Below are 25,058 nucleotides of genomic sequence, written 5' to 3'. Positions count from 1 at the left end.
GAAACGGCTACTTCCTATTCGGAATCGGCGGCAACCCAGACACTGACGCTGCCGCCATTTGTGGGGAAGGTGCCTTTGCCGCTCTCATCAAGCGTTATCTGTTCTTCCCGGTGGCCTAGAAAATCGCGCCATACCGATCCTGCCCGCTCGGGGCCGAGGTCGGCCTGTTTTTCGCCCGGCTCGCCATTTGACATCACCACCACGCAGCCCGGCGCATCGGCAGTGCCGTGGCGGATAAAGGCGATGCAGCCGGCATCGTCGAAAATATCCGTCTGGGGACCGTTGGCAAAGCGACTGCGGGCCTCGATGAGCTTCGGCAGGCATTCGATGGCGGGCATATCGATCTTATGCTCGTTACCGTCATTGCCGGTGTCGGTGTAACCAGTGCCGAACAGGTCGGGATAAAAGACGCAGGGAACGCCCTCTTCGCGCAGCAGGATGATCGCGTAGGCGAGAGGTTTGAACCAGGGCTCGACCGGCGCTTCCAGCGATTGCAGCGGCTGCGTGTCATGATTGTCGACCAGCGTGACGGCATGGTCCGGAACGGCCGACACAAGCGAGCCGTCGAAGATGCTGCGCATGTCGAAATCGCCGCCCTGTTTTGAGGCGTCGTGGAAACTGTGGTGGAGCGCGACGTCAAAGAGCATCAGCTGCTTATCGACCAGTTCAAGATAGCTTTTCAGTGCCTCCAGATCGGGGTGCCAATATTCCGCCACCACAAAAAGATCGGGATCGACCGTCTCGCGCATATGCCCGACCCAGTCGCGGAAGAACCAGGCCGGAATATGTTTGGCGGCATCCAGGCGGAAGCCATCGACCTGCACCTGCTCGGAAAGCCAGCGGCCCCAATATTTCAGTTCCTCGTAAACCGCCCGGTTTCTGAACTCGACGTCCGCGCCCATCAGATAGTCGAAATTGCCGTTTTCCTGATCGACTTCCTCATTCCATTCGCCATCGCCATATTCGTTGACGAGACGGAAAATGCCGTCTTCGGTCGGCTCCTCGATGTGGTCGACGCCGCTGAAGCATTTCAGGTCCCAGATGAATTTGGAATGTTTGCCGTTGCGGCCGGGAAAGGTGAAGCGCGTATAGGCGAGCGCAGCGAAATCCTCGTCGTCTATATCGGTTCGGTCTTCGGGATTGACGCGGCGAACCCGCACCTTTTCCTTCTCGTCGGCGCCCATCTTGTGATTGAGAACCACGTCGTGAATGACACGGATGCCATTCTCTTTCAGCGTCTTGCCCGCGTGTTCAAGAGCGCTGCGATCACCGTATTTGGTTGCGACCGTGCCCTTCTGGTCGAATTCGCCGAGGTCGAAGAGATCGTAGGTGTCGTAACCCACCGAATAACCGCCGGCGGCGCCCTTGTAGCCGGGCGGCAGCCAGACATCGGTGATGCCCATTTTGGCAAGGCTTTCGGCCTTTTCGGCCACCTCGCTCCATAATTTTCCTCCGTCCGGATAATACCAATGGAAGAATTGAAGCAAGGTGCGTCCGGCCATATTTTCCTCACGATGGTTAGCAGGTCGCGCCATAAACGGCCCGGCGGCGAAAGGGTTCCGCCGCCGGTGCCGTGTGATCTGCGATTGTGAGGCCGGCGCGCCGGCTATCTTTTAGCCGGCTATATCAATAAGGGCTGCGCCCGCCTGCAGATAATCGCCTTCCTTGACGATCAGGTGGACCTTGCCGGCCCTGGTGGCGACAATCTGCGTCTCCATCTTCATGGCTTCCATGACCGCCAGAAGCTCACCTTCGGACACCGTGTCACCATCCTTCACCTTGAAGGATTGCAGAGTGCCGGAAACGGGGGCGGTAATTTCGCCTTCCTTTTTCTCGACCGCAGCACCGGAAGCGGATGCATTGCCACCGCTGACGCTGCCGAGGCTGGAGAGCAGAATGCTGGGCAGGCCAACCGAAACACGCTTGCCGTCTATCTCGAGATAGGTGCGGGTGATAGAAGGGTCGTCGGCCGGTGCCGGTCGTTCCATCGCATCGGGCATGGCGGCGAAATCGGTTTCGATCCAGCGGGTGTGAACCTTGAACCCATCAGTGCCGATGAAATCATCCGTCTCGATCGCGGCGCGGTGGAACGGCAGAACGGTTGCGATGCCCTCGATGCGGAATTCCCTCAGCGCTCTGCGCGCACGGCGCAGAACCTGATCACGGTCAACACCTGTCACGATGAGTTTTGCCATCAACGAGTCGAAGACACCAGGCACGCTGGAACCGCTGACGACGCCGCTGTCCATGCGAATGCCTGGGCCGGAGGGCGCATCGAAAACCGAGATCGAACCGGGCGTCGGCAGGAAGCCGCGGCCCGGATCTTCGGCATTGATGCGGAATTCCATCGAATGGCCGCGCGGTTCCGGTGTTTCGAGGACCCGCAGCTTTTCGCCTTCGGCAATACGAAACTGCTCGATGACGAGATCGATGCCGGTGGTTTCCTCGGTAACTGGGTGCTCCACCTGCAGGCGCGTATTGACCTCAAGGAAGGAAATCGTGCCATCGACACCGAGCAGAAATTCAACCGTACCGGCACCGGAATAACCGGCTGCGGCGCAGATCGCCTTGGCGGCCGCGTGGATTTTCTGCCGCTGTTCATCCGACAGGAACGGGGCGGGCGCTTCTTCGATCAGCTTCTGGTTCCGGCGCTGCAGCGAGCAATCACGGGTGCCGAGTACCAGTACATTGCCGTGCTTGTCAGCGATAACCTGCGCTTCGATATGACGCGGTCGGTCGAGGAAACGTTCGAGAAAACACTCGCCGCGTCCGAAGGCAGCCGTCGCCTCGCGCACCGCGGATTCGTAGAGATCGGCGATCTCTTCCATCTTCCACGCGACCTTTAGACCGCGCCCGCCGCCGCCATGGGCTGCCTTGATGGCGACGGGCAAGCCATGCTGTTCGGCAAAGGCGGTAACTTCGGCAGCGGAAGAGACGGGGCCATCGCTGCCGGCAACCAGCGGTGCGCCGACGCCGGTAGCGATGCGCCGTGCTTGGACCTTGTCGCCCAGCGCCTCGATGACCTGAGGGTCGGGACCGATCCAGATCAGGCCGGCATCGATGACAGCCTGGGCAAACTCCGCACGTTCGGACAGGAAGCCATAACCGGGATGCACGGCGTCCGCGCCGGCGCGTTTGGCAATCGCGATCAGCTTGCTGATATCGAGATAGGTCTCGGCGGGACGCACGCCCTCCAGCGCATAAGCCTCATCCGCCAGCCGGACGAAAAGCGCGTCCTGATCGGGATCGGCATAAACGGCGACCGATTGCAGGCCGTAATCGCGACAGGCGCGGATGATGCGCACCGCGATCTCGCCGCGATTGGCAATCAGCATTTTTTTCATCGCTCTTCTCCTCCGAATTCTGTGTTTTTGGCCGCGATTTCGGCAAAGGGGCCGATCGGGCGGAATTTGATTTTGGCGTTGACCGGGATTTGCCCGGCAAGATCGAGATGATATTCCGCTACCGCGCCGATGACGGGATAACCGCCGGTCAGCGGGTGATCGGCAAGGAAAAGAACCGGCTGGCCGCTATGGGGAATCTGGATCGCCCCTGTCGCTGTGCCTTCGCTCGGCAATTCGGCGCTGTCCTTGCGCTCCACCGGCACTTCGCCGGCAAGGCGGATGCCAACGCGGTTCGATTGCGGGGTCACCTGCCAGAGCTGGCCGGTCAGCGTCTCGATACCCTTCTGCGTAAACCAGTCGGTTCGGGGGCCGAGAACGACATCCAGTGTCACGACCTCGCCGGTTGCCGGCGGTTCGAAGGCCGGAATCTCGCTGATCGATACGCTGGAAAGACCAGACTTCTCACCTTTAAGCGGCAGAATGGCGCCTGCACCCACCGGATCGGGGCCAACGACAGCCAGTGTATCCGTTGCAAAACTGCCGAGTACTGGCTCGACATCGAACCCGCCACGCACGGCAAGATAACAGCGCATGCCCTTCGGCGGCTGGCCGAAAGTGACCAAATCACCGGGCTCGAGGGAGACCGGCCCATGGGTCTTTGCCGCGAAGCTGCGATCTGCCGTCTTGATCGTGACGGGGCAGGGGGCGCCGGTTATGCCGATGACGGCGCGGCTGGCGCTTTTGAAGGAAAAGCCGCCGAGTGTCAGCTCGAGACAGGGCGTATTGACAGGATTGCCGACGATGCGGTTTGCGGCGTTGAACGCGCCGCGATCCAGCGCTCCGGAGGCGGAAACACCCTGACCGGTCTGGCCGAAACGGCCGAGGTCCTGAAAGATGGCTGGCATTGGCGCGGCAAGCACCTCGAAATGCGGGCCATCCTTTTGGGGTACTTTCCTGTCCGGTGCCGGTGCCGGGATATCAACCGTTCTGCCGGCCTTTTCCATATCGAAGAAACGCACCCGGTAACCCGGCTGGAACAGCGCGCCGGGGTCGCGGTCTATATCCCACATCTTCACCGGCGTAGTGCCGATGATCTGCCAGCCGCCGGGGCTGTTTTGCGGATATACACCGCTGAAGGCACCGGCCAGCGCCACGGAACCGGCGGGAATGCGGGTGCGCGGGCTTTGCCGACGCGGCACATGAAGGGCCGGATCGCCGCCTACCAGATAACCGAAGCCTGGGGCGAAACCGCAGAAGGCGACGGTGAATTCGCTTTCGGTATGGCGGCGGATGACCTCTTCGACGCTCATGCCGGTCAGTTCCGCGACGTCTGCGAGATCCTCGCCATCATAATGGACGGGTATTTCCACAAGATTGTCGGAAGGTGCAATCTTTGCCGAAAGATCGCGGCTTGCCAGCTGCGCAGCCAGCGTCTCCGCGCCGATTTTTTCGGGGCGGAAACGGATCATCAGGGTGCGGGCAGCCGGCACCGTTTCTTCGATGCCCTCGACGGGATCACTCTGAAGCGAGGCGAACAACGCCAGCGTTTCATCGAGATCGGCGAGTTCGACAAGAATGGTGGTGAGGCTGACGGGGAGAAAACGCATCATATCCTCACGCGTGATAGGCGGAATCGGGAATATCGGTGATGAACATGTGGCCCGGTGCGTGGGTGATGGCAAAGGGCACGCCCGATGCCATCACGGCGGCCTGTGGGGTCACGCCGCAGGCCCAGAATACCGGCACCTCGCCCGGTTCGATCCGCACCGCATCGCCGAAATCAGGCTTGGAAAGATCGGAAATGCCGATCTCTTCGGGAGCGCCGACATGCACGGGCGCACCGTGCACCGCCGGAAAACGGCCGGAAATCGTGGCCGCATCGGCGACGCGCGACGCCGGGATCGGCCGCATGGAAACGACCATATTGCCCTTCAGCCGTCCAGCCGGGCGGCAGGGCCGGTTGGTGAGGTACATCGGCACATTGCTCTTGTCGGTCATGTGACGGATTTCGATGCCCGCCTCCACCATCGGCGTCTCGAAGGTGAAGCTGCAGCCGATGAGGAAAGCGACGAGATCATCACGCTCCGCCCAGGCAGACGTCGCATCCGCGGTTTCCTCGGCAAGCTTGCCATCCCGCCAGATGCGGTAAAGCGGCAGGTCGGTTCTGAGATCGGCACCGGGCGCCAGAAGCGTGGTGGGAGAGCCGGGATCGGAGACGTCGAGCACCGGGCAGGGTTTTGGATTGCGTTGCGCATAAAGCAGGAAATCAAAGGCCCAGTCACGCGGCAGCACGATCATGTTCGCCTGGGTGAAGCCGGGTGCAATGCCTGACGTGGGGGCGACGAGGCCATTGCGATAGGTCGCACGGGCCTTTCGTGCGACCTCTGCATCGGTGTGGTTGAGATAGGATGTTGGTATCGTCATCGGCTACCCCTTTCAGCGATCGGATGCGAAGGAGCGGATTGCGATGCCTTCCGCCTCGAAACGGCGGCGGATTTCCTGGGCGATGGCGACCGCGCCGGGGCTGTCGCCATGCACGCAGATGGATTGCGCCTCGATTTTTATGATGCTGCCATCGATCGCCTCCAGCGTGCCTTCGCGGGCAAGCTGCACCATGCGGTCGGCGATTTTCGCCGCGTCGTGCAGCACGGCGCCGGCTTCGCGGCGGGAGACGAGCTGGCCTTGAGGCGTATAGGCGCGATCCGCGAAAGCTTCGGCGACGACGGCAAGACCTGCCTTGCGGGCAAGATCGAGGATAGGCGCATTGGCAAGACCCATCAGTACCAGTGAAGGATCAATGGCCTTGATGCCGTCGATGACGGCCTGCCCCTGTTTCGCGTCATTGGCGATGCGATTGTATAGCGCGCCATGCGGCTTGACGTAACGCACCGTGGTGCCGGCGGCTGCGGCAACGCCTTTCAGCGCGCCGATCTGGTAGATGACATCGGCGATCAGTTCTTCCGAGGTCGCGTCCAGATCGCGGCGGCCGAAGCCGACACGGTCCGGATAGGAGACATGGGCGCCGACGACCACGCCTTTTTCGGCGGCGGCCTTGACGGTGCGGTAGATACCGGCCGGGTCACCGGCGTGAAATCCGCAAGCGATGTTGGCGCTGGAAACGACGGCGAGCATCGCCTCGTCATCTCCCATGCGCCACGCGCCGTAACTTTCGCCAAGATCGCTGTTGAGATCGATAGCGGCCATGTTTGCCTCCCTTTATTGTCAGTAGCCGAGCAGGCCGAAGATCGCGCCGACCGATTTATAGGCCATATACCAGGTGAGCGCGCAGGTCAGTACGCCAAGGATCAGAAGCCAGCGCGGATAATGATAACCATGCATCAGATCGGCGCGTTTCCATGCGGCATACATGAAGATCGAAAGACCGATGGGCAGCACAAGACCGTTCAGGCCGCCGACGAAGACGAGCATGGCGGCAGGCGGTGTGGTGATGATGATATAGGCAATCAGCGAAATAGCGATAAAGCCGACGGTGGCGAAATTGCGCTGCCGTTCCGTGATGTCAGGCTTGAAGGCCGTCAGGAAGGAAACCGACGTATAGGCCGCGCCGATGATGCTGGTCATGGCCGAGGCGAGGAAAACCGCGCCAAACAGGCGGTAGCCGATATTGCCGGCGGCGGCATGGAAAGCCTGGCCCGCCGGATTTGCGGCCTTGCCGGAAAGATCGATGACCACGCCGCTTGCGACGACGCCGAGGATGGCGAGGAACAGGATGTAGCGCAGCACGCCTGTTATCGCGATGCCGCTCAGCGCCGCGCGATTGACCGCGCTGATATTTTCAACGCCCACCATGCCCTTGTCCAGCAGGCGATGCGCCCCGGCATAGGTGATGTAACCGCCGACCGTGCCGCCGACGATGGTGGTGATGGTGACGAAATCGATGGTATCGGGCAGGAAAGTCTGGCGGAAGGCTTCCGCCACCGGCGGGCCGGAAACATATGCTGCATAAAGGATGAGCGCGAGCTTGACGAAGGCCGCCACGAAAACGACCCGGTCCATGGCGATGCCTGCACGGCGCGACAGGAAGATGCCGATGGCCGCCAGCGCGCCAATGGCGCCACCGATCTTCGGGTCGAGATCGATCATGGCGTTGAAGCCGAGACCGGCGCCGCCGATGTTACCGACGTTGAAGAACAGGCCGCCGATGATGACGAGGATGGCGAGCAGATAACCCGAACCCGGAATGGCGGCATTGGCAATCGCTGGCGCCCGCATGCGGGTGATGGTGACGATGCGCCAGATATTGGCCTGCACGACGAAGTCGATCAGGATGGAAATGAGAATGGCGAATGCGAATGCGGCGCCCAGCTTCACCGTGAAATTCGCCGTCTGTGTAATGAAGCCCGGCCCTACGGCCGACATCGACATCAGGAACATTGCCGAAAGCAAGGCATAACGCCGGGTTTTCGCTTTATGTGCCGCCTCATTCGGGTCGGCGGGCGTGGGCATTTTCTGCTCCATGGATTTTCTCCGCTCCTCGCAATCCGCCCCTCGCGGATGCTTTATGCGGTCGAGTTTGTCCTGTTCCGTGAAATTGTCAATATTGTTCAACAATAAATAATAATCGTTCTCTCATTTTGTCCATTTGTTGGACGTTATGCGCACGAATTCAGCACGTTTTTTTCGTGCTTTGCTAATGCTTTGTGCTATGGGCAGAACATGCCGTGTCCGAACATGCATGTCACGGAATTCCCGATGCTGCATTGCTCTTCAGAAAGGAGCGCCATGACGGAAACGATAGAGGGTCTGCCGCTTGCGGATCGATTGGCCAAGGGCATCCGCACCCTGCTGATATCAGGTGAGCTGGCGCCGGGGCAGCGCCTTTCCGAGGCAGCCCTCAGCGAACGTTTCGACGTCTCCCGCAATTCGCTGCGCGAAGCCTTTCGGCTTCTGACGAAGGACGGGCTGCTGCGTCACGAGGCGAACCGCGGTGTGTTCGTTGCCGTTCCCACCATGTCTTCGGTCATCGATATCTACCGGGTGCGGCGCATGGTGGAATGCGGCGCACTGCGTCAGGCCTGGCACAAGCACCCTGCCATCAAGGCGATGCGGTTGGCGGTAGAGGATGCCAAGATCAGGCGTGAAGAGGCCGACTGGCTGGGCGTGGGCAGCGCCAACATGAAATTTCATGCAGCGGTTGTCGATCTTCAAGACAGTGCCCGGATCAGCGATTTTTATGAGCGTATCGCCGCGGAACTCAGGCTTTGTTTCGGGCTCTTGAAAGATCCCGAACAGCTTCATTCCCCCTTTGTCGACATGAACAGCAAAATCCTGTCGCTGATGGAGGAAGGCAAGGCGCAAGAGGCGGGCAATGAGATGGAAATCTATCTCAATCTTTCCGAGCGCACGGTCCTCAAGGCGCTCGAACGCGCCGTCGAACACGCATCCTGACATCACGGGCGGCAAATGGGAAAACATCCTCTGCCGCTTCGCACCACTTTTGCCGGGTCAGGCGATTGCCAAGTTTGCTGCGCTGCGTCATCAATGCTGACATGACGCTTCGCGACCTTACCATTCTTGTCATAGACGAAAACGCGATCCGCGCCTCCATCATCGAAGAGGGGCTGCGCGAGGCCGGCTATCAGCGCGTTACCGTCATCCATGAAGTGAACGGGGTGGCGCGCACCATCGAGACGCTGCAACCCGACGTCATCTTCATCGACCTTGAAAACCCTAACCGCGACATGATGGAGCATCTGTTCCAGCTGACCCGCACGGTCGGACGCCCCATCGCCATGTTTGTCGATCGCTCCGATACGGCCTCCATTGAGGCGGCCGTCGAGGCGGGGGTGTCGGCCTATGTGGTGGACGGGCTGAAGAAGGAGCGGGTGAAACCCATTCTCGACATGGCGGTCAGCCGCTTTAATGCCTTCAGCCGCCTGCAGCGAGAACTTGCCGATGCCAGATCGGCGCTGGAGGAGCGCAAGGTCATCGAGCGGGCCAAGGGCATTCTGATGAAGATGCGCGGTCTGTCCGAGGAGGAAGCCTTTGCGCTTCTGCGGCAGACGGCGATGAATGAGAAAAAGAAGATTTCCGAGATCGCGCAAAGCGTGGTCACCGCGGCCGGTCTGTTGATGTGATGAACCCGCCGGTCGGATAGTGTGGAGTGTAGGATATGGCGGCACCGGAAAAAACGGCAGGATCGGGGAGCGGAGCAGCGCAAATGCTCGGTGCACCCGCACTGGTGGGTAGCGACCGGCAGAAAATCCTGCGTGCGGGCTTTATTCCGCTTGTCGATGCATCCGTGCTGATTGCCGCCGCCGAATTCGGTTTTGCCGAACGCGAAGGGCTGGTGCTCGATCTCGTCAAGGACGTCTCCTGGGCCAATGTGCGTGACCGGCTGGCCTTCCGGCAATTCGATATCGCCCATATGCTATCGCCGATGCCGGTTGCCTCCATGCTCGGGCTGGGTTCCAATCCGTCGCCGACGATCACACCCTTTTCGCTCGGGCGCGGCGGCAATGCGATTACGCTTTCGACCCGCCTTTTTGCGCGGATGAAGGCGCTGACGGGGCTTTCGGAGACGGCTGGTGCGCTTGAAAATGCCACGGCCCTGAAGCTTGTGCTTGACGATATGAGGGCGCGCGGCGAAGCGCCGCCGACGCTTGGCATGACCTATCCGTTTTCCTCGCATAATTACGAATTCCGCTATTGGCTCGCCGCCGGCGGCATTCACCCCGACCATGACGTCAAGCTGGTGGTGGTGCCGCCGCCCATGACCTCGGATGCGCTGGCGGCAGGCGCCATTGATGGCTTCTGCGTCGGTGCGCCTTGGAACATCGTCGCCGCCGAGCGCGGTGTCGGCAGGATTGTCGCCGCCAAGCAGGATTTATGGCCCTCTGCCCCCGAAAAGGTCATCGGCATGCGGCCCGAATGGGCGGAAAGCCAGCAGGAAACGGTGGGACGACTGCTGACGGCGCTCGATGCCGCCGCAAGCTGGTGTGATCTCGCGGATAATCACGACGCGCTGAGTGGCGCGCTGGCCGATCCGCGTTATATCGATGCGCCACAAAGCATCATCCGCCGCGTACTATCAGGCGAATTCAGCATCGACAGCCAGGGCAACCGCCGGGTCATCGACAAATATTTCACCTTCCATGGCGACCACGCCAATTATCCGCGTCAGGGCCAGGCGTTGTGGATTTACAGCCAGATGATCCGCTGGGGGCAGGCGGAATTGTCTCAGACCGGCGTGAACGCCGCTCTTTCCGCCTATCGGCCGGATATTTATCGGGCGGCTTTGGGTGACGGGAAAGCGCCTGATGATGCCGATGTCCGCATCGAGGGGCAGGAAGAGGGGGACCGCTTCGTGGATGGTGTCGTGTTCGATCCTGCCGATATCGCCGGTTATGTGAACAGCTTTTCCGTACGCACATCCGCACCGGTTTCCCCCGCGTCGGGAGAGGCATGATTGGCCTCCCGTCTTGCAGGCTGCGCAAATTTCAAGCGCACATTCTTCCGATTTGCACAAAGGAAAGACAAAAAAGTCACTGATTAAAATTTAATCATGCGTTTGATTTCGATAAATTAACATACATTTTCAATTATTTAGATTCTAATTTGTAAACTGGCACGCCTCTTGCTTTCCATCTTTTGCACCGGTCAACGGCGATCGGAGCAAGCAGGGCGCGGCATAGGCGCTTTCAGAGACATAGACGTCGCAAGGTTTTGCTGCCCGGAACACCTCCCGTTCCGAAGGCGCAAACACCGAGCGGCGTTTTTTTATTTTCAGGTTTTTTCGCAAGCGAAGACGTCACCTAAAGCGGTGGCTCAATAAGGGGAACATGCGAATGAAGACGATATTTTCCGGCACCGTCAGCCGCCGCACGATACTGAAGACGACAGCCACCGCAGCCCTCGTCACCGCCGTTCGCACCGCGTTTCCGTCAGGCGCTTTCGCGGCCACAGCAGAACCGGAAGTGAAAGGTGCGAAACTCGGTTTCATCGCGCTCACCGACGCTGCGCCGCTCATCATTGCGGCTGAAAAGGGACTTTTCGCCAAGCACGGCATGCCTGAGGTCGAGGTTCTGAAACAGGCCTCATGGGGTGCGACGCGCGACAATCTCGTGCTCGGCGGCACCTCGAACGGCATCGACGGCGCGCATATTCTGACGCCGATGCCCTATCTCATGCATACCGGCAAGGTGACGCAGAACAATGTGCCGGTGCCGATGACAATCCTCGCGCGCCTCAATCTCGATAGCCAGGGCATTTCAGTCGCCAAGGAATATGCCGAAACAGGTGTTCAGCTTGACGCCTCCAAGCTGAAAGCGGCTTTCGAGAAGAAGAAGGCCGAAGGCAAGGAAATCAAGGCTGCCATGACCTTCCCCGGCGGTACACATGATCTGTGGATCCGCTATTGGCTCGCGGCCGGCGGTATCGACCCGGACAAGGACGTCTCCACCATCGTCGTTCCGCCGCCGCAAATGGTCGCCAACATGAAGGTCGGCAACATGGACGTCTTCTGTGTGGGCGAGCCGTGGAACGAGCAACTCGTCAATCAGGGCATTGGCTTCACGGCCTGTACCACCGGCGAACTCTGGAAGGGCCATCCGGAAAAGGCACTCGGCATGCGGGCCGACTGGGTGGAAAAGAACCCCAACGCCACCAAGGCCCTGCTGATGGCCGTGATGGAGGCGCAGCAATGGTGCGACGAGATGGCGAACAAGGAGGAGATGTCCACTATCCTCGGCAAACGCCAGTGGTTCAACGTCCCGCCGAAGGATGTTCTCGGGCGCCTCAAGGGTAATATCAATTACGGCAACGGCCGAGTGCTGGAAAATACCGGCCTGCAGATGAAGTTCTGGCAGGACCACGCTTCTTATCCCTTCCACAGCCATGACAGCTGGTTCATCACCGAAAACATCCGCTGGGGCAAGTTTGCGCCCGATACGGATGTGAAGGCGCTCGTTGCGAAGGTGAACCGTGAGGATATCTGGCGTGCAGCGGCCAAGGATCTCGGCGTTGCCGATCTTCCTGCCTCCACTTCGCGCGGCAAGGAAACCTTCTTCGACGGCAAGGTCTTCGACCCTGAAAACCCGTCGGCCTATCTCGAAAGCCTTTCCATCAAGGCGGCCTCCTGAGGAGGAGACCGGGTATCGCCCTTCATCCGCCAGCGCCCGCCTTTCGGCGGCCGAGACTGAAGACCGGATGAGGGGCGAGCCCAGACCGCAACCAAAATCAAGAGGAAATGCCCATGTCCGCATTGGCCCGAAAATTCAAGGAAGAGCCGCAGCAGCCGGCAGTGCAGAAGGCAAACGTCGTGGCACTTTCGCCCAAACATCCACCGCGGATCGATCTTCGCAAATGGGGTGCCGCGGCGGCCCGTAACACCATACCGCCGCTTGTCGTCCTCGCCGTCCTGCTCGGCGTCTGGCAGCTGCTCTGTTCCGCCCCCGGCTCATCGCTGCCGCCTCCGAGTCAGGTTTTCGAGGAGAGTTACGATCTCATCGTATCGCCGTTCTTCCATAATGGTTCGCAGGATATCGGTCTTGGCCTGCGTGTGCTGGTCTCGCTCGAACGTGTGGCTTACGGTTTCGGCCTCGCCGCCATTGCCGGCATCGTGCTCGGCGCGGTGATCGGCCAGTCAGTCTGGGCGATGCGTGGCCTCGACCCGATCTTTCAGGTGCTGCGCACCGTGCCGCCGTTGGCCTGGCTGCCGCTTTCGCTGGCCGCCTTTCAGGACAGCAACCCGTCGGCCATTTTCGTGATCTTCATCACCTCCATCTGGCCGGTCATCATCAACACCGCTGTGGGCGTGCGCAACATCCCACAGGATTACCGCAATGTGGCGAAGGTACTGCGGCTCAACCAGCTCGAATTCTTCTTCAAGATCATGTTGCCTTCGGCCGCGCCCTACATCTTCACCGGCCTGCGCATCGGTGTCGGCCTTTCGTGGCTCGCGATCGTCGCGGCTGAAATGCTGACCGGTGGCGTCGGCATCGGTTTCTTCATCTGGGATGCGTGGAACTCCTCTCGCCTGCCCGACATCATCGTGGCGCTCGCCTACATCGGCGTCGTCGGCTTCATGCTCGACAAGCTGGTGGCGGCGCTCGGCAAGGTCATCACCCGCGGCGCTGCGGCCAACTAGAAGGGCGACCACTATGAACGCTTATCTGAAGCTCGATCATATCGATAAATATTTCGACAAGGGCGGCTCCCGCGCCGAGGTGCTGAAAGGCATCAACCTTACCATCGAAAAAGGCGAATTCGTCTCCGTCATCGGCCATTCCGGCTGTGGCAAATCCACGATGCTTAACCTCATCGCCGGACTGACGAAGGTTTCAGCCGGTGCCGTGCTCCTCGAAAACCGGGAGGTCAACGAGCCCGGCCCGGAACGCGCCGTCGTGTTCCAGAACCACAGCCTGCTGCCCTGGCTTTCCGTCTATGAAAACGTCAACCTCGCCGTCGACAAGGTGTTTCGCAACACCAAGACTCGGGCCGAGCGGCATGACTGGGTTATGCGCAATCTCGATCTCGTGCAGATGGGACATGCGAAGGACAAGAAACCCTCGGAAATTTCCGGCGGCATGAAGCAGCGCGTCGGCATTGCCCGCGCGCTTGCCATGGAGCCGAAAATCCTGCTGCTCGACGAGCCTTTCGGCGCGCTGGACGCGCTGACCCGCGCCCACCTTCAGGACGCGGTGATGGAAATCCACGCCCGGCTTGGCAACACCATGGTCATGATCACCCATGATGTGGACGAGGCCGTGCTCTTGTCCGACCGCATCGTGATGATGACCAATGGTCCCGCTGCTCATATCGGCGAAGAGCTTGATGTGCCGCTGGCACGCCCGCGCAACCGCATCGAGCTTGCATCCGACAAGACCTACCTCAAATGCCGCGAAGCCGTGCTGAAGTTCCTCTACGAACGTCACCGCTTCGTCGAAGCCGCGGAGTAATCACCATGACGCAAAAACTCGTCATCATCGGCAATGGCATGGCGCCGGGGCGCATGCTGGAAAACCTGTTCGAAACCGCCCCCGGTCTCTACGACGTCACCATTTTCAACGCCGAGCCGCGCGTCAATTACGACCGCATCATGCTCTCGCCGGTACTCTCAGGCGAAAAAAGCTATGAAGACATCGTCATCCACAATGACGAATGGTATGCCGCCAACAATGTTACCCTGCACAAGGGCGCCAAGGTCACCGGCATCGATCGCGACAACAAGACCGTGACCAGCGAAAACGGCATCACGGTTTCCTATGACAGGCTGGTCATCGCCACCGGCTCCCTGCCGTTCATCATCCCCGTTCCCGGCCACCAGTTGCCCGGCGTGCTCGCCTATCGCGATCTCGACGATGTGACGAAGATGCTGGAAATTGCGAAGGGCAAGGGCCGCGCCATCGTCATCGGTGCGGGTTTGCTCGGTTTGGAGGCCGCCTATGGCCTGAAGCGTCAGGGCATGGATGTCACCGTCATCCACCTGATGCCAACGATCATGGAGCGGCAGCTCGATCCGGCAGCGGCTTATCTCTTGGAAAAGGCGCTGAACGAGCGCGGCATCGACATCATCACCAAGGCCAACACCAAATGCATTCTGGGTGAGGACAAGGTCGAGGGCATCGAGCTTGAAGACGGCCGTGTCATCAAGGGCGATATGGTGGTGATGGCGGTCGGCATCCGTCCAGCCTCCGGTCTTGCCAAGGAAGCCGGCATCGCCGTCAATCGTGGCATCGTCGTGGATGACGGCATGATGACGTCGGACGCCTCAATCTACGCGCTCGGCGAATGCGCCGAGCATCGCGGCATGTGCTACGGGCTGGTCGCACCGCTTTATGAATCGGCGCGGGTGCTGGCCGATCGGCTGTGCGGCGGTTCGGCCGAATATCATGGCTCCGTCACCAACACGAAACTGAAAGTTACCGGCATCAACCTGTTTTCCGCCGGCGATTTTGCAGAGGGCGACGACCGCGAGGAAATCGTGCTGCGCGACGCCACCGCTGGCGTCTACAAGCGCCTGATTCTCAAGGAAAACCGCATCATCGGCGCGGTTCTCTACGGCGAGACGGCTGACGGATCGTGGTTCTTCGACCTGATGAAGAAATCAACCGATATTTCCGCCATGCGTGAAACCCTGATCTTCGGTCAGGCCTATCAGGGAGGGTCGCCGCTGGACCCTATGGCGGCCGTTGCAGCCTTGCCGGATGATGCGGAAATCTGTGGCTGCAACGGCGTTTGCAAGGGAAAGATCACAACGGCCATCACCTCAAAGGGGCTGGCCTCGCTGGATGATGTGCGCGCCCACACCAAGGCCTCCGCCTCCTGCGGCAACTGTACCGGCCTTGTCGAACAGCTGATGACGTTGACGCTGGGCGATAGCTACAACCCCGCCGCCGTGCAGCCCATGTGCAAATGCACCGATCTCGGTCATGACGATGTGCGCCGTCTTATCAAGGCCAAGGGCTTGAAGACCATTCCCGCCGTGATGCAGGAACTGGAGTGGAAAACCTCCTGCGGCTGTGCCAAGTGCCGGCCGGCGCTCAATTATTATCTCGTCTGCGATTTTCCGGACGAATATGCCGATGACTACCAGTCGCGTTACATCAACGAGCGCGTCCACGCCAATATCCAGAAGGACGGCACCTACTCCGTCGTGCCGCGCATGTGGGGCGGCGTCACCTCCTCCTCCGAACTGAGGGCGATTGCCGATGTGGTCGACAAGTTCGAAATCCCGATGGTGAAGGTGACCGGCGGCCAGCGCATCGACCTTCTCGGCATCGAGAAGGAGGATTTGCCCGCCGTCTGGGCTGATCTCGGCAAGGCGGGCTTCATCTCCGGTCAGGCCTACGCCAAGGGGCTGCGCACCGTGAAAACCTGTGTGGGTGAACAATGGTGCCGCTTCGGCACGCAGGATTCCACCGGGCTTGGTATCCGCATCGAAAAATTCATGTGGGGCTCGTGGACGCCCGCCAAACTGAAGCTCGCCGTTTCCGGCTGTCCGCGCAACTGCGCCGAGGCCACCTGCAAGGATATCGGTGTCATCTGCGTCGATTCCGGTTTCGAAATCCATTTCGCCGGTGCCGCCGGTCTCGACATCAAGGGCACGGAAGTTCTGGGACTTGTCCATACCGAAGACGAGGCGCTGGAGCATATCGTGGCGCTGACCCAGATGTATCGCGAACAGGCGCGGTATCTCGAGCGCATCTACAAATGGGCGAAACGCATCGGTTACGACGAGGTTCGCCGCCAGATCATGGACGATACTGACAAGCGCAGGGCCTATTTCGACCGCTTCGTCTTCAGCCAGAAATTCGCACAGGTCGATCCCTGGTCCGAGCGCGTGTCCGGCCACGACAAGCACGAATTCAAACCCATGGCGGCAATCGGTTTCAATCAGGCGGCGGAGTGAGAACGATGGATAGCAACTGGATCGATATTGGCGATATCTCCGACATTCCGCTGCGCGGTGCGCGTTGCGTGAAAACGCCGATGGGCAAGATCGCGGTGTTCCGTACGGCGGAAAATCAGGTCTTTGCCATCGAAGATCACTGCCCGCATAAGGGTGGCCCGCTGAGCCAGGGCATCGTGCATGGCGCTTCGGTGACGTGTCCCTTGCATAATTGGGTGATTTCGCTGGAGACCGGCAAGGCGCTGGGGGCGGATGAGGGCGAGGTGCGGACGATCCCGGTGCGTAATCTGGATGGACGGCTGTCCATTGCGCTTGAAACTCTGATGATTGCGGCGGAGTGAATGGCGATGGCGGCGACGATACCCCCCTCTGTCCTGCCGGACATCTCCCCCTCAAGGAGGGAGATCGACAAGCGGATGGCTCCCCGCTTCATAGCCGCAGGCCGCATCGCAAGCTGTGAATCGGCATTCGCGCCACAATTGATCTCCCCCCTTGAGGGGGAGATGTCCGGCAGGACAGAGGGGGGTAAGCGCCACATACCGAGGCGGGGTAAACACCACGCACTGAAAGGGCAAACCCATGCCCGTTGAAACAAAAACCACCTGCCCCTATTGCGGCGTCGGCTGCGGCGTCCTCGCAGCCGTTGCTGATGACGGTGCCGTTTCCGTCAAAGGCGATCCGGACCACCCCGCCAATTTTGGACGGCTGTGTTCCAAGGGCTCGGCTCTCGCGGAAACCATCGACCTCGGCGGCCGCCTGCTTTACCCCGAAATCGCCGGCCGGCGAGTGGCATGGGACGAGGCGCTCGATCTCGTCGCTTCCCGTTTCTCCCAGACCATTGCCGAGCACGGCCCGGACTCGGTTGCCTTGTACGTCTCCGGCCAATTGCTGACGGAAGATTATTACCTGGCCAACAAGCTGATGAAGGGTTTCATCGGATCAGCCAATATCGATACCAATTCAAGGCTCTGCATGTCATCCTCCGTCGCCGGCCACCGCCGCGCCTTCGGAGCGGATACGGTGCCGGGCACCTACGAGGATCTGGAACTTGCCGATCTGGTGATACTCACCGGTTCCAACCTCGCCTGGTGCCATCCCGTTCTTTATCAACGCCTCGCCGCCGCGAAAGCGGCGCGGCCAGAGATGAAAGTCGTCGTCATCGATCCGCGTCGGACGATGAGCGCTGATATTGCCGATATGCACCTTGCCATCCGCCCGGATGGAGATGTGGCGCTGTTTACCGGCCTGCTGGCGCATCTTTCCGGCGGTAGCGCAATAGATCGCGGTTACGTTGAAAGCCACACGGCCGGTTTCGAGGCCGCCCTGCAGGCTGCAAGTGAGCATAGCCTGCCGGAAATTGCCGAGGCCACGGGCCTGACGACCGCCGAACTGATTTCCTTTTACGAATTGTTCGAGCGCGAGGAAAAAACCGTCACCTGTTACAGCCAGGGCGTCAACCAGTCTGAAAGCGGCACCGACAAGGTCAACGCCATCATCAATTGCCACCTTGCCACCGGCCGCATCGGCCGGCCGGGCATGGGGCCGTTTTCGCTGACAGGTCAGCCGAACGCCATGGGCGGACGCGAAGTCGGCGGTCTCGCCAACATGTTGGCCGCCCATATGGCCATCGAAAGTGCCGAGGATCGCGATCGCGTTCAGCGTTTCTGGGCCTCGCCTGCGATTGCGCAAAAACCTGGCCTCAAGGCGGTGGATATGTTCCGGGCGGTGGCTGACGGCCGCATCAAGGCGCTGTGGATCATGGCCACAAACCCTGTCGTTTCCATGCCGGATGCCGGTGCCGTCGAGGCGGCAATCAAGGACTGTCCTTTCGTCGTCGTCTCCGATGTGATGGCCGATACCGACACGGCCCGCCACGCCCATGTTCTCCTGCCGTCGCTCGGCTGGGGAGAAAAGAACGGCACGGTCACCAATTCCGAACGGCGCATTTCCCGCCAGCGCGGCTTTCTGCCTGCGCCCGGTGAAGCTAGGGCCGACTGGTGGCAGATGGCGGAAGTGGCCCGGCGTATGGGCTTCAGCGCCGCTTTCGCTCATCGTCAGCCATCGGAGATTTTTGCCGAACATGCCGCTCTTTCCGGTTTTGAGAATGCTGGCAGCCGTGATTTCGATATCGGCGGGATCGACCGGGATTCCTACGATGAGATGGCACCCTTCCAATGGCCGAAAGCCGGGGCCGGCGAGGCCGCTGTTACCCGCTTTTTCGCGAATGGTGGGTTTTATCACGCCGATGGCAAGGCACGGTTCATCGCCACCGCCTTGCCGGAGGCGGACAGAACATCGGCGGACTATCCGCTGACGCTGAATACCGGCCGCATTCGCGACCAATGGCACACCATGACCCGTACCGGCAAAAGCGCACGCCTCACCGCCCATATCGCCGAACCCTTCGCCGAGCTTCACCCGCGCGATGCGCAGGCGCTGGGAATCGAAAGCGCGGATCTGGTGGAATTGGAAAGCCCTTATGGCAAGGTTCTGCTGCGGGCGCTGATCAGCGAAAGGCAGGCGCGCGGATCGGTCTTCGCGCCGATGCACTGGAACGACCAGTTCGCCGCGCGGGCGCGGATCGACATGGTTGTGGCGCCGGTCACGGACCCGCATTCCGGTCAGCCCGCCTCGAAAAACACGGGCGTGAGGGCGACGCGTTTCGAAGCGAAAGCTTATGGTTTCGCCATTTCCCGCACCCGGCCCGACGCACCGGATTGTGCCTATTGGGCGATTGCCAAGGCGGATGGGGGCTATCGCATGGAGCTGGCTTTTGCGGAAGATCCGCAGGACTGGACGCTCTGGGCGCGTCAGGTTTTCGGCATCGACGCGCGGGTCGAGCCACTGGGATATAGCGACCGGCAGACCGGCGATCTGCGCCTCGCCTTCTTCGATCGCGATACCCTGATCACGGCGCTTTTTATCGCCAAGGAGCCGGTGGCCGTTGCCCGCAACTGGGCCATATCGCAACTGACCGAACGTCATGAGGATTTGCGCATGCGTTTTGCGCTGGTCGCCGGGCGTCCGGGGGCGGGACGAGCCGATCCGGGCGCAACTGTCTGCTCCTGTTTCAATGTCGGGGTGAATCAGATCACGGCCGCCATTCGTGACGGTTGCCACAGTGTTGAAGCCATCGGCAAGGTGCTGAATGCCGGAACCAATTGCGGCTCCTGCCGCGCCGAAATCAGGGGGATCATCGATGGATGCCTTAAAACCGCAGCGGAATGAACCGGCCCGCATGGAGAAGCTCGCCAAGTTGCCGGTCTTCTGGGGTCTCGAGGGCAAGCGCGTGGTGCTGGCGGGCGGATCGGATGGGGCCGCCTGGAAGGCGGAACTGCTGTTGGCCTGCGGGGCGGAACTTGATCTCTATTGTGAGGAAAGCGCGCTTTCGGAAAGCTTGGTGGCGCTCGTCGCCAAAAGCCCGATGCTGACATGGCATGACCGTTGCTGGAATCCAGATATTTTCAAAGGGGCGGAACTGGCGCTGGCAGATTGCGAGACCAACGAGGAAGCCGAAAGATTTTATCATGCCGCACGGGCGGCTGGAGTTCCCGTCAATGTCATCGACAAGCCGGAATTCTGCCAGTTCCAGTTCGGCTCCATCGTCAATCGCTCGCCGGTGGTGGTATCGATCTCCACCGATGGTGCCGCGCCCATTCTGGCGCAGGCCATCCGCCGGCGCATCGAGACATTGCTGCCGCTTTCGTTGAAGGATTGGGCAGCACTTGCCCAGACGCTCCGCGAGCGCGTTAATCTGCGGCTTGCCCCCGGCGCGGCGCGACGGTCTTTCTGGGAAAAATTCGTCGATCGAGCGTTTACCGAAAGGCTGGATGAGGGCAGTGAAGAACGGCTGCTGACAGACATAGGGATGCAGGCGGGGCGGGCAGGATCGGCGCGGGGCCTTGTGACGCTCGTGGGCGCGGGACCCGGTGATGCCGAGCTTTTGACGCTGAAAGCGGTGCGCGCCCTGCAGGCGGCCGATGTCATCCTGTTCGATGATCTCGTCTCGGCGGAGGTACTGGAACTGGCGCGCCGCGAAGCGAAGCGAATGCTGGTCGGCAAGCGCGGGGGACGGGAAAGCTGCAAACAGGAAGACATCAACGACATGATGATCCGCTTCGCCAAGGCTGGTAAACGGGTGGTGCGGCTGAAATCCGGAGATCCGATGATTTTCGGACGCGCCGGCGAGGAGATCGCGGCGCTGGAAGCGGAAAAGATCCCGGTCGAGGTCGTGCCCGGCATCACCGCCGCAAGCGCCATGGCCTCGCGCCTCGGCGTTTCCCTGACCCATCGCGACCATGCCCAGTCCGTTCGGTTCGTCACCGGGCATTCCCGGCAGGGAAGGCTGCCGGAAAATATCGACTGGCAGTCCCTGTCGAACCCTTCCGTGACCACCGTGTTTTACATGGGCGGGCGAACCGCTTCCGACATCCAGTCTTCCCTGCTCGCCCATGGCATGCCCACCTCGACACCCGTTGTGGTGATGATTTCCGTCAGCCGGGCAAATGAGCAACGCTGGTGCGGTTCGCTCGCGCAACTGGCTGCGGCAGTCGAAAGGCTGGGCGTGAACGAACCCGTGCTGATTGGTGTCGGTGATGCGTTCCTTTCCGCCTCCGTGGCATTTTCCGGCACCGGTGGAGAGCAAGTCGCCGCTGCGCCTTTCCAGAAAGCCGGCTAATAAGCTTTTTGCTCAGGCCCATGCATTCTTCAAGCGAATCTGCAAAGGGGTGGCCATCGCCGCCATAAACCCTCCCTTGACATTGGTTTTTCGTTCGCTCTTCAATGAAACGAAAAAATTGGAAGAGGAGGGAGGCTGAAATGCTGCTAACACCGCGTCAGGATGAAATCGTTGCGCTGGCGAAAACGAACGGCCGGGTGCTGGTCGATGAACTGGCGGCGCGGTTTTCGGTGACCCCCCAGACGATCCGCAAAGACCTCAATGATCTCTGCGATACGCGGGTGCTGACCCGCATTCACGGTGGCGCGCTTTTCCCGAGCGGCAATGAAAACGTCAAATACGAGGCGCGGCGGGCGATTGCTTCTGTCGAAAAACAGGCGATCGGGGCCGCTGCCGCCGCTCTCATCCCCAATAATTCCTCGCTTTTCATCAATATCGGCACGACGACCGAAGCGGTGGGCGAAGCCCTGGCGGACCATCACGAACTGATGGTGATCACCAATAATATAAACGTCGCCAACAGGTTACGGGTGTTCCCGGGCATCGAGGTGGTGATTGCCGGCGGCGTCGTGCGCGGTTCCGATGGCGGTATCGTCGGGGAGGCTGCGGTGGATTTCATCCGCCAGTTCAAGGTCGATTTCGCCGTGATCGGCGTTTCGGCGATCGATGAGGATGGGGCGCTGCTGGACTTCGACTTCCGGGAGGTCAAGGTGGCGCAGGCGATCATCTCCAATGCCCGCCATGTCATTCTGGTGTCGGATTCGCTGAAATTCGAACGCACGGCTCCGGTCCGCATCGGCCATCTTTCGCAGGTTCACACCTTCATTACCGATCATTGTCCGGTTGATTCCATCCGCAGCATCTGTGCCGATCACGATGTCCGGCTAATCGAAACCGAGGCCAGCGACGCCTGATTCAGGGGGCGTTGGAATTTCGTTTGACATTCGTTTTGTCTTCGAATTAGATGGCCGTGCTTTCAGTATATCGATGAGGAGAGCGTCGATGAAAGTGCGGGAGGGTGCATGTCTGACGAGGCAATTCACGATATTTTCGTGATCGGCGGCGGTATCAATGGCTGCGGCATTGCGCGCGACGCCATCGGCAGAGGCTATTCCGTTGCGCTTGCGGAAATGAACGATTTCGCCTCCGGCACGTCATCCGCCGCCACCAAGCTCATCCATGGCGGTTTGCGTTATCTCGAACATTATGAATTCCGCCTCGTGCGCGAAGCCCTGATGGAACGCGAGGTTCTGTGGGCCATGGCACCGCACATCATCTGGCCGATGCGCTTCGTCCTGCCGTTTCAGAAGGGTGGGGTGCGCCCGGCCTGGCTCGTCCGCCTCGGGCTTTTCCTTTACGATCATCTCGGCGGCCGCAAGCTTCTGCCGGCCACCCGCTCGCTCGACCTGCGCCGTGACCCCGCGGGAAAACCGTTGAAGCCGATTTTTGCCCGTGCCTTCGAATATTCGGATGGCTGGGTGGATGATGCCCGTCTGGTGGTGTTGAACGCACGCGATGCGGCCGATCGTGGCGCCCTGATCCTTAACCGCACGCAGGTGGTTTCCGCCCGGCGCGAAGGCGCCTTCTGGCGGGTCGAAACGAAAAATGCCGCCGGTGAAAGCAAGACCTACCGGGCGCGCATGCTGGTGAATGCCGCAGGCCCCTGGGTGGACAAGGTGCTGTCTTCCACATTCGGCAAGAACAATGTCCATAATGTCCGCCTTGTGCAGGGCAGCCACATCATCGTGCGCAAGAAGTTTGCCGATCCGCGCGCCTATTTTTTCCAGAATCCGGATGGCCGCATCATCTTCGCCATCCCCTATGAACAGGATTTTACCCTGATCGGCACGACGGATCGCGACTATACCGCCGATCCCCGGGCTGTTAAGATCAGCGATGAGGAAATCAGCTATCTCTGCAATGCCGCGAGTGAATATTTCGCTGAACCGGTGAAGCCCGCCGATATCGTCTGGACCTATTCCGGCGTGCGTCCGCTTTTCGATGACGGCGCATCGAAAGCACAGGAAGCGACCCGCGATTATGTGCTGAAAACCGAAGGAGCAGAAGGCGAAGCGCCGCTCCTCAATATCTTCGGCGGCAAGCTCACCACCTATCGGCGGCTTGCCGAACATGCTCTTGAAAAAATCGGCGATGCGCTGGGTGAAAAGGGTGCGCCATGGACGGCGGGTTCGCATTTGCCGGGCGGAAATTTCGGTGCCGAGGCCTATGCGGAAGAGGTCAGGACCCTGCGGTCGCGGTATCCCTTCCTCGATAAGCGTCATGCCGAGCGGCTCGTCCGTTGTTATGGGACGGATGCGATGGCCATAATCGGTTCCGCCACGGATACGGCTGCGTTGGGCCGGCATTTCGGCGGCACGCTTTACGAGGCTGAGGTTCGCTGGCTGATGGCGCGGGAATGGGCGCTGACGGCGGAGGACATTCTGTGGCGCCGCACCAAGCAGGGGCTTTTTCTGACCCCTGAAGAGGCGCGTGGGCTGGCGGATTATATCGAAGGCATTGCAGGTGGACGCTTGAGGGCAATCTGACGATCCGATCGAAAAGCGGAGGAGGCTTTGGATCACCATGCTTGAATTGCGAAACGTCTCGAAGATGGTGGGTGGTGAATATCATATTCACCCGACCGATCTGACGTTGCAGCGCGGAAGCCTGAACGTCCTGCTTGGACCGACGCTTTCGGGCAAGACGACGCTGATGCGGCTGATGGCCGGGCTGGACAAGCCGAGCGGCGGCTCGATCCTCTTTAACGGCGAGGATGTGACGGGCTGGCCGGTGCAGAAGCGCAACGTCGCCATGGTCTACCAGCAATTTATCAATTATCCGGCGCTCTCCGTTTACGAGAACATCGCTTCGCCGATGCGGGTTGCCGGCAAGGACCAGTCGACCATCGACCGGGAGGTGAGGAAGGCGGCCGAGCTTCTGAGGCTGACGCCCTATCTCGACCGCACGCCGCTCAATCTTTCCGGCGGCCAGCAGCAGCGCACGGCACTTGCCCGCGCCATCGTCAAGAACGCCAATCTGGTGCTGCTCGATGAGCCGCTCGCCAATCTCGATTATAAGCTGCGCGAGGAATTGCGCGAAGAACTGCCGCGTATCTTCGCCGAGTCAGGCGCGATCTTCGTTTATGCCACGACGGAGCCTTCAGAGGCGCTGCTTCTGGGCGGGAACACTGCGACGCTCAACGAAGGAAGGGTGACGCAGTTCAACCGTACGATCGAGGTCTACCGGCAGCCGGTGGATATCGTGACCGCGGAAATCTTTGCCGATCCGCCGCTCAACACCATCGAGGTCATCAAAGCGGGCAATGCCTTCACGCGCGCCGACCAGGCGGTAGTTTCGGTGCCGGCGCATCTTGCCGCCGTGCCGGATGGACCTTTGACCATTGCTTTCCAGCCGCATCATCTTTTCCCGTATGCGAAGGGTGAGGCGCGGCAATCCATCCGGGCGCGGACGCTGATTTCGGAAATCGCGGGATCGGAAAGTTTCGTGCATGTGGAATTTTTCGGCCGGCGCTGGGTGATGCTGGCGCATGGTATCCACGACATCGAACCGGACAGGGATATCGAGCTGTTTCTCGATACAAAACACCTGATGGCCTTTGACGCGAATGGTCGCGCCATCGGCGAAGCGGCCTGAGGGGAGATCG

The 25,058-nt window shown here is 60.4% G+C and carries 19 protein-coding genes; 13 read left to right on the top strand and 6 right to left on the bottom strand.

Translation table 11 applies throughout. From position 1 onward, the window contains the following. Positions 1 to 14: 14 nt before the first annotated feature. From amyA to CFBP5499_RS20280, 6 genes are all read right to left on the bottom strand, one after another. Positions 15 to 1,502, bottom strand: coding sequence for an alpha-amylase (gene amyA, locus CFBP5499_RS20305; RefSeq protein ID WP_080828922.1), 1,488 nt, complete (start codon positions 1,500 to 1,502; stop codon positions 15 to 17). 111 nt (positions 1,503 to 1,613) lie between these two features. Then, complete coding sequence (locus CFBP5499_RS20300; protein WP_080828924.1) at positions 1,614 to 3,344, bottom strand: acetyl/propionyl/methylcrotonyl-CoA carboxylase subunit alpha; 1,731 nt, start codon at positions 3,342 to 3,344, stop codon at positions 1,614 to 1,616. Next, positions 3,341 to 4,951: a 5-oxoprolinase/urea amidolyase family protein gene (locus CFBP5499_RS20295; RefSeq protein ID WP_080828926.1), complete on the bottom strand. Its 1,611-nt coding sequence runs from the start codon at positions 4,949 to 4,951 to the stop codon at positions 3,341 to 3,343. The genes CFBP5499_RS20300 and CFBP5499_RS20295 overlap by 4 nt, the downstream gene beginning before the upstream one ends. A gap of 7 nt (positions 4,952 to 4,958) precedes the next feature. After that, positions 4,959 to 5,768 (bottom strand): putative hydro-lyase, encoded by an 810-nt coding sequence (locus CFBP5499_RS20290; protein ID WP_080828929.1) that lies wholly within the window; start codon positions 5,766 to 5,768, stop codon positions 4,959 to 4,961. Between the two features lie 12 nt (positions 5,769 to 5,780). Next, positions 5,781 to 6,548, bottom strand: a complete 768-nt coding sequence (locus CFBP5499_RS20285) for a LamB/YcsF family protein (RefSeq protein WP_080828931.1) — start codon at positions 6,546 to 6,548, stop codon at positions 5,781 to 5,783. A gap of 18 nt (positions 6,549 to 6,566) precedes the next feature. Then, complete coding sequence (locus CFBP5499_RS20280; protein WP_080828933.1) at positions 6,567 to 7,823, bottom strand: NRAMP family divalent metal transporter; 1,257 nt, start codon at positions 7,821 to 7,823, stop codon at positions 6,567 to 6,569. Positions 7,824 to 8,087: 264 nt separating this feature from the next. Between CFBP5499_RS20280 and CFBP5499_RS20275 the strand changes: the two genes are divergently transcribed. The 13 genes from CFBP5499_RS20275 to CFBP5499_RS20215 all read left to right on the top strand — a co-directional run bounded on the left by CFBP5499_RS20275 (position 8,088) and on the right by CFBP5499_RS20215 (position 25,048). Then, positions 8,088 to 8,753, top strand: a complete 666-nt coding sequence (locus tag CFBP5499_RS20275) for a GntR family transcriptional regulator (RefSeq protein ID WP_080830168.1) — start codon at positions 8,088 to 8,090, stop codon at positions 8,751 to 8,753. A 101-nt stretch (positions 8,754 to 8,854) separates the two neighbouring features. Then, positions 8,855 to 9,442, top strand: a complete 588-nt coding sequence (locus CFBP5499_RS20270; RefSeq protein WP_080830169.1) for an ANTAR domain-containing response regulator — start codon at positions 8,855 to 8,857, stop codon at positions 9,440 to 9,442. A 35-nt stretch (positions 9,443 to 9,477) separates the two neighbouring features. Then, positions 9,478 to 10,773, top strand: a complete 1,296-nt coding sequence (locus CFBP5499_RS20265; RefSeq protein WP_080828935.1) for a CmpA/NrtA family ABC transporter substrate-binding protein — start codon at positions 9,478 to 9,480, stop codon at positions 10,771 to 10,773. Positions 10,774 to 11,152: 379 nt separating this feature from the next. Beyond that, on the top strand, positions 11,153 to 12,445 hold the full coding sequence (locus tag CFBP5499_RS20260; protein ID WP_080828937.1) for a CmpA/NrtA family ABC transporter substrate-binding protein: 1,293 nt from the start codon (positions 11,153 to 11,155) through the stop codon (positions 12,443 to 12,445). 113 nt (positions 12,446 to 12,558) lie between these two features. Then, entirely contained in the window at positions 12,559 to 13,452 is an 894-nt protein-coding gene (ntrB, locus tag CFBP5499_RS20255; protein ID WP_080828939.1) for a nitrate ABC transporter permease, read from the top strand. A gap of 13 nt (positions 13,453 to 13,465) precedes the next feature. After that, complete coding sequence (locus tag CFBP5499_RS20250) at positions 13,466 to 14,263, top strand: ABC transporter ATP-binding protein (protein ID WP_080828941.1); 798 nt, start codon at positions 13,466 to 13,468, stop codon at positions 14,261 to 14,263. Between the two features lie 5 nt (positions 14,264 to 14,268). Then, positions 14,269 to 16,716 carry a nitrite reductase large subunit NirB gene (gene nirB, locus CFBP5499_RS20245; protein WP_080828943.1) on the top strand — a complete coding sequence of 816 codons (2,448 nt, stop codon included), beginning with the start codon at positions 14,269 to 14,271 and terminating at the stop codon, positions 16,714 to 16,716. A gap of 5 nt (positions 16,717 to 16,721) precedes the next feature. Next, on the top strand, positions 16,722 to 17,057 hold the full coding sequence (nirD, locus tag CFBP5499_RS20240; RefSeq protein WP_003519747.1) for a nitrite reductase small subunit NirD: 336 nt from the start codon (positions 16,722 to 16,724) through the stop codon (positions 17,055 to 17,057). A gap of 238 nt (positions 17,058 to 17,295) precedes the next feature. Continuing rightward, a complete protein-coding gene (locus tag CFBP5499_RS20235) occupies positions 17,296 to 19,944 on the top strand; it encodes a nitrate reductase (RefSeq protein ID WP_080828947.1) in 2,649 nt (882 codons plus the stop codon). Continuing rightward, positions 19,916 to 21,394 carry a siroheme synthase CysG gene (gene cysG / locus CFBP5499_RS20230; protein ID WP_175416835.1) on the top strand — a complete coding sequence of 493 codons (1,479 nt, stop codon included), beginning with the start codon at positions 19,916 to 19,918 and terminating at the stop codon, positions 21,392 to 21,394. The genes CFBP5499_RS20235 and cysG overlap by 29 nt, the downstream gene beginning before the upstream one ends. A 140-nt stretch (positions 21,395 to 21,534) precedes the next feature. Next, a complete protein-coding gene (locus CFBP5499_RS20225; RefSeq protein ID WP_080828949.1) occupies positions 21,535 to 22,308 on the top strand; it encodes a DeoR/GlpR family DNA-binding transcription regulator in 774 nt (257 codons plus the stop codon). Between the two features lie 108 nt (positions 22,309 to 22,416). After that, positions 22,417 to 23,940 carry a glycerol-3-phosphate dehydrogenase gene (locus CFBP5499_RS20220; RefSeq protein ID WP_080828951.1) on the top strand — a complete coding sequence of 508 codons (1,524 nt, stop codon included), beginning with the start codon at positions 22,417 to 22,419 and terminating at the stop codon, positions 23,938 to 23,940. 37 nt (positions 23,941 to 23,977) lie between these two features. After that, the gene (locus tag CFBP5499_RS20215; RefSeq protein ID WP_080828952.1) at positions 23,978 to 25,048 is read left to right on the top strand and encodes an ABC transporter ATP-binding protein; all 1,071 of its coding nucleotides are present in this window, start codon (positions 23,978 to 23,980) and stop codon (positions 25,046 to 25,048) included. Positions 25,049 to 25,058: the final 10 nt, after the last annotated feature.

This window comes from Agrobacterium tumefaciens (assembly GCF_005221325.1).
Taxonomy (GTDB): domain Bacteria; phylum Pseudomonadota; class Alphaproteobacteria; order Rhizobiales; family Rhizobiaceae; genus Agrobacterium.
This window is presented reverse-complemented; position numbering and strand designations above follow the sequence as displayed.

Bases quoted from the DNA above. Each gene is read 5' to 3' on its own strand.
- CFBP5499_RS20265 (WP_080828935.1), top strand. From the start codon at position 9,478: ATGGCGGCACCGGAAAAAACGGCAGGATCGGGGAGCGGAGCAGCGCAA.
- CFBP5499_RS20295 (WP_080828926.1), bottom strand. From the start codon at position 4,951: ATGCGTTTTCTCCCCGTCAGCCTCACCACCATTCTTGTCGAACTCGCC.
- CFBP5499_RS20215 (WP_080828952.1), top strand. From the start codon at position 23,978: ATGCTTGAATTGCGAAACGTCTCGAAGATGGTGGGTGGTGAATATCAT.
- CFBP5499_RS20270 (WP_080830169.1), top strand. From the start codon at position 8,855: ATGACGCTTCGCGACCTTACCATTCTTGTCATAGACGAAAACGCGATC.
- amyA (WP_080828922.1), bottom strand. From the start codon at position 1,502: ATGGCCGGACGCACCTTGCTTCAATTCTTCCATTGGTATTATCCGGAC.
- CFBP5499_RS20300 (WP_080828924.1), bottom strand. From the start codon at position 3,344: ATGAAAAAAATGCTGATTGCCAATCGCGGCGAGATCGCGGTGCGCATC.
- CFBP5499_RS20290 (WP_080828929.1), bottom strand. From the start codon at position 5,768: ATGACGATACCAACATCCTATCTCAACCACACCGATGCAGAGGTCGCA.
- CFBP5499_RS20250 (WP_080828941.1), top strand. From the start codon at position 13,466: ATGAACGCTTATCTGAAGCTCGATCATATCGATAAATATTTCGACAAG.
- CFBP5499_RS20220 (WP_080828951.1), top strand. From the start codon at position 22,417: ATGTCTGACGAGGCAATTCACGATATTTTCGTGATCGGCGGCGGTATC.
- CFBP5499_RS20275 (WP_080830168.1), top strand. From the start codon at position 8,088: ATGACGGAAACGATAGAGGGTCTGCCGCTTGCGGATCGATTGGCCAAG.
- nirD (WP_003519747.1), top strand. From the start codon at position 16,722: ATGGATAGCAACTGGATCGATATTGGCGATATCTCCGACATTCCGCTG.
- CFBP5499_RS20280 (WP_080828933.1), bottom strand. From the start codon at position 7,823: ATGGAGCAGAAAATGCCCACGCCCGCCGACCCGAATGAGGCGGCACAT.
- ntrB (WP_080828939.1), top strand. From the start codon at position 12,559: ATGTCCGCATTGGCCCGAAAATTCAAGGAAGAGCCGCAGCAGCCGGCA.
- cysG (WP_175416835.1), top strand. From the start codon at position 19,916: ATGGATGCCTTAAAACCGCAGCGGAATGAACCGGCCCGCATGGAGAAG.
- CFBP5499_RS20285 (WP_080828931.1), bottom strand. From the start codon at position 6,548: ATGGCCGCTATCGATCTCAACAGCGATCTTGGCGAAAGTTACGGCGCG.
- CFBP5499_RS20235 (WP_080828947.1), top strand. From the start codon at position 17,296: ATGCCCGTTGAAACAAAAACCACCTGCCCCTATTGCGGCGTCGGCTGC.
- CFBP5499_RS20260 (WP_080828937.1), top strand. From the start codon at position 11,153: ATGAAGACGATATTTTCCGGCACCGTCAGCCGCCGCACGATACTGAAG.
- CFBP5499_RS20225 (WP_080828949.1), top strand. From the start codon at position 21,535: ATGCTGCTAACACCGCGTCAGGATGAAATCGTTGCGCTGGCGAAAACG.
- nirB (WP_080828943.1), top strand. From the start codon at position 14,269: ATGACGCAAAAACTCGTCATCATCGGCAATGGCATGGCGCCGGGGCGC.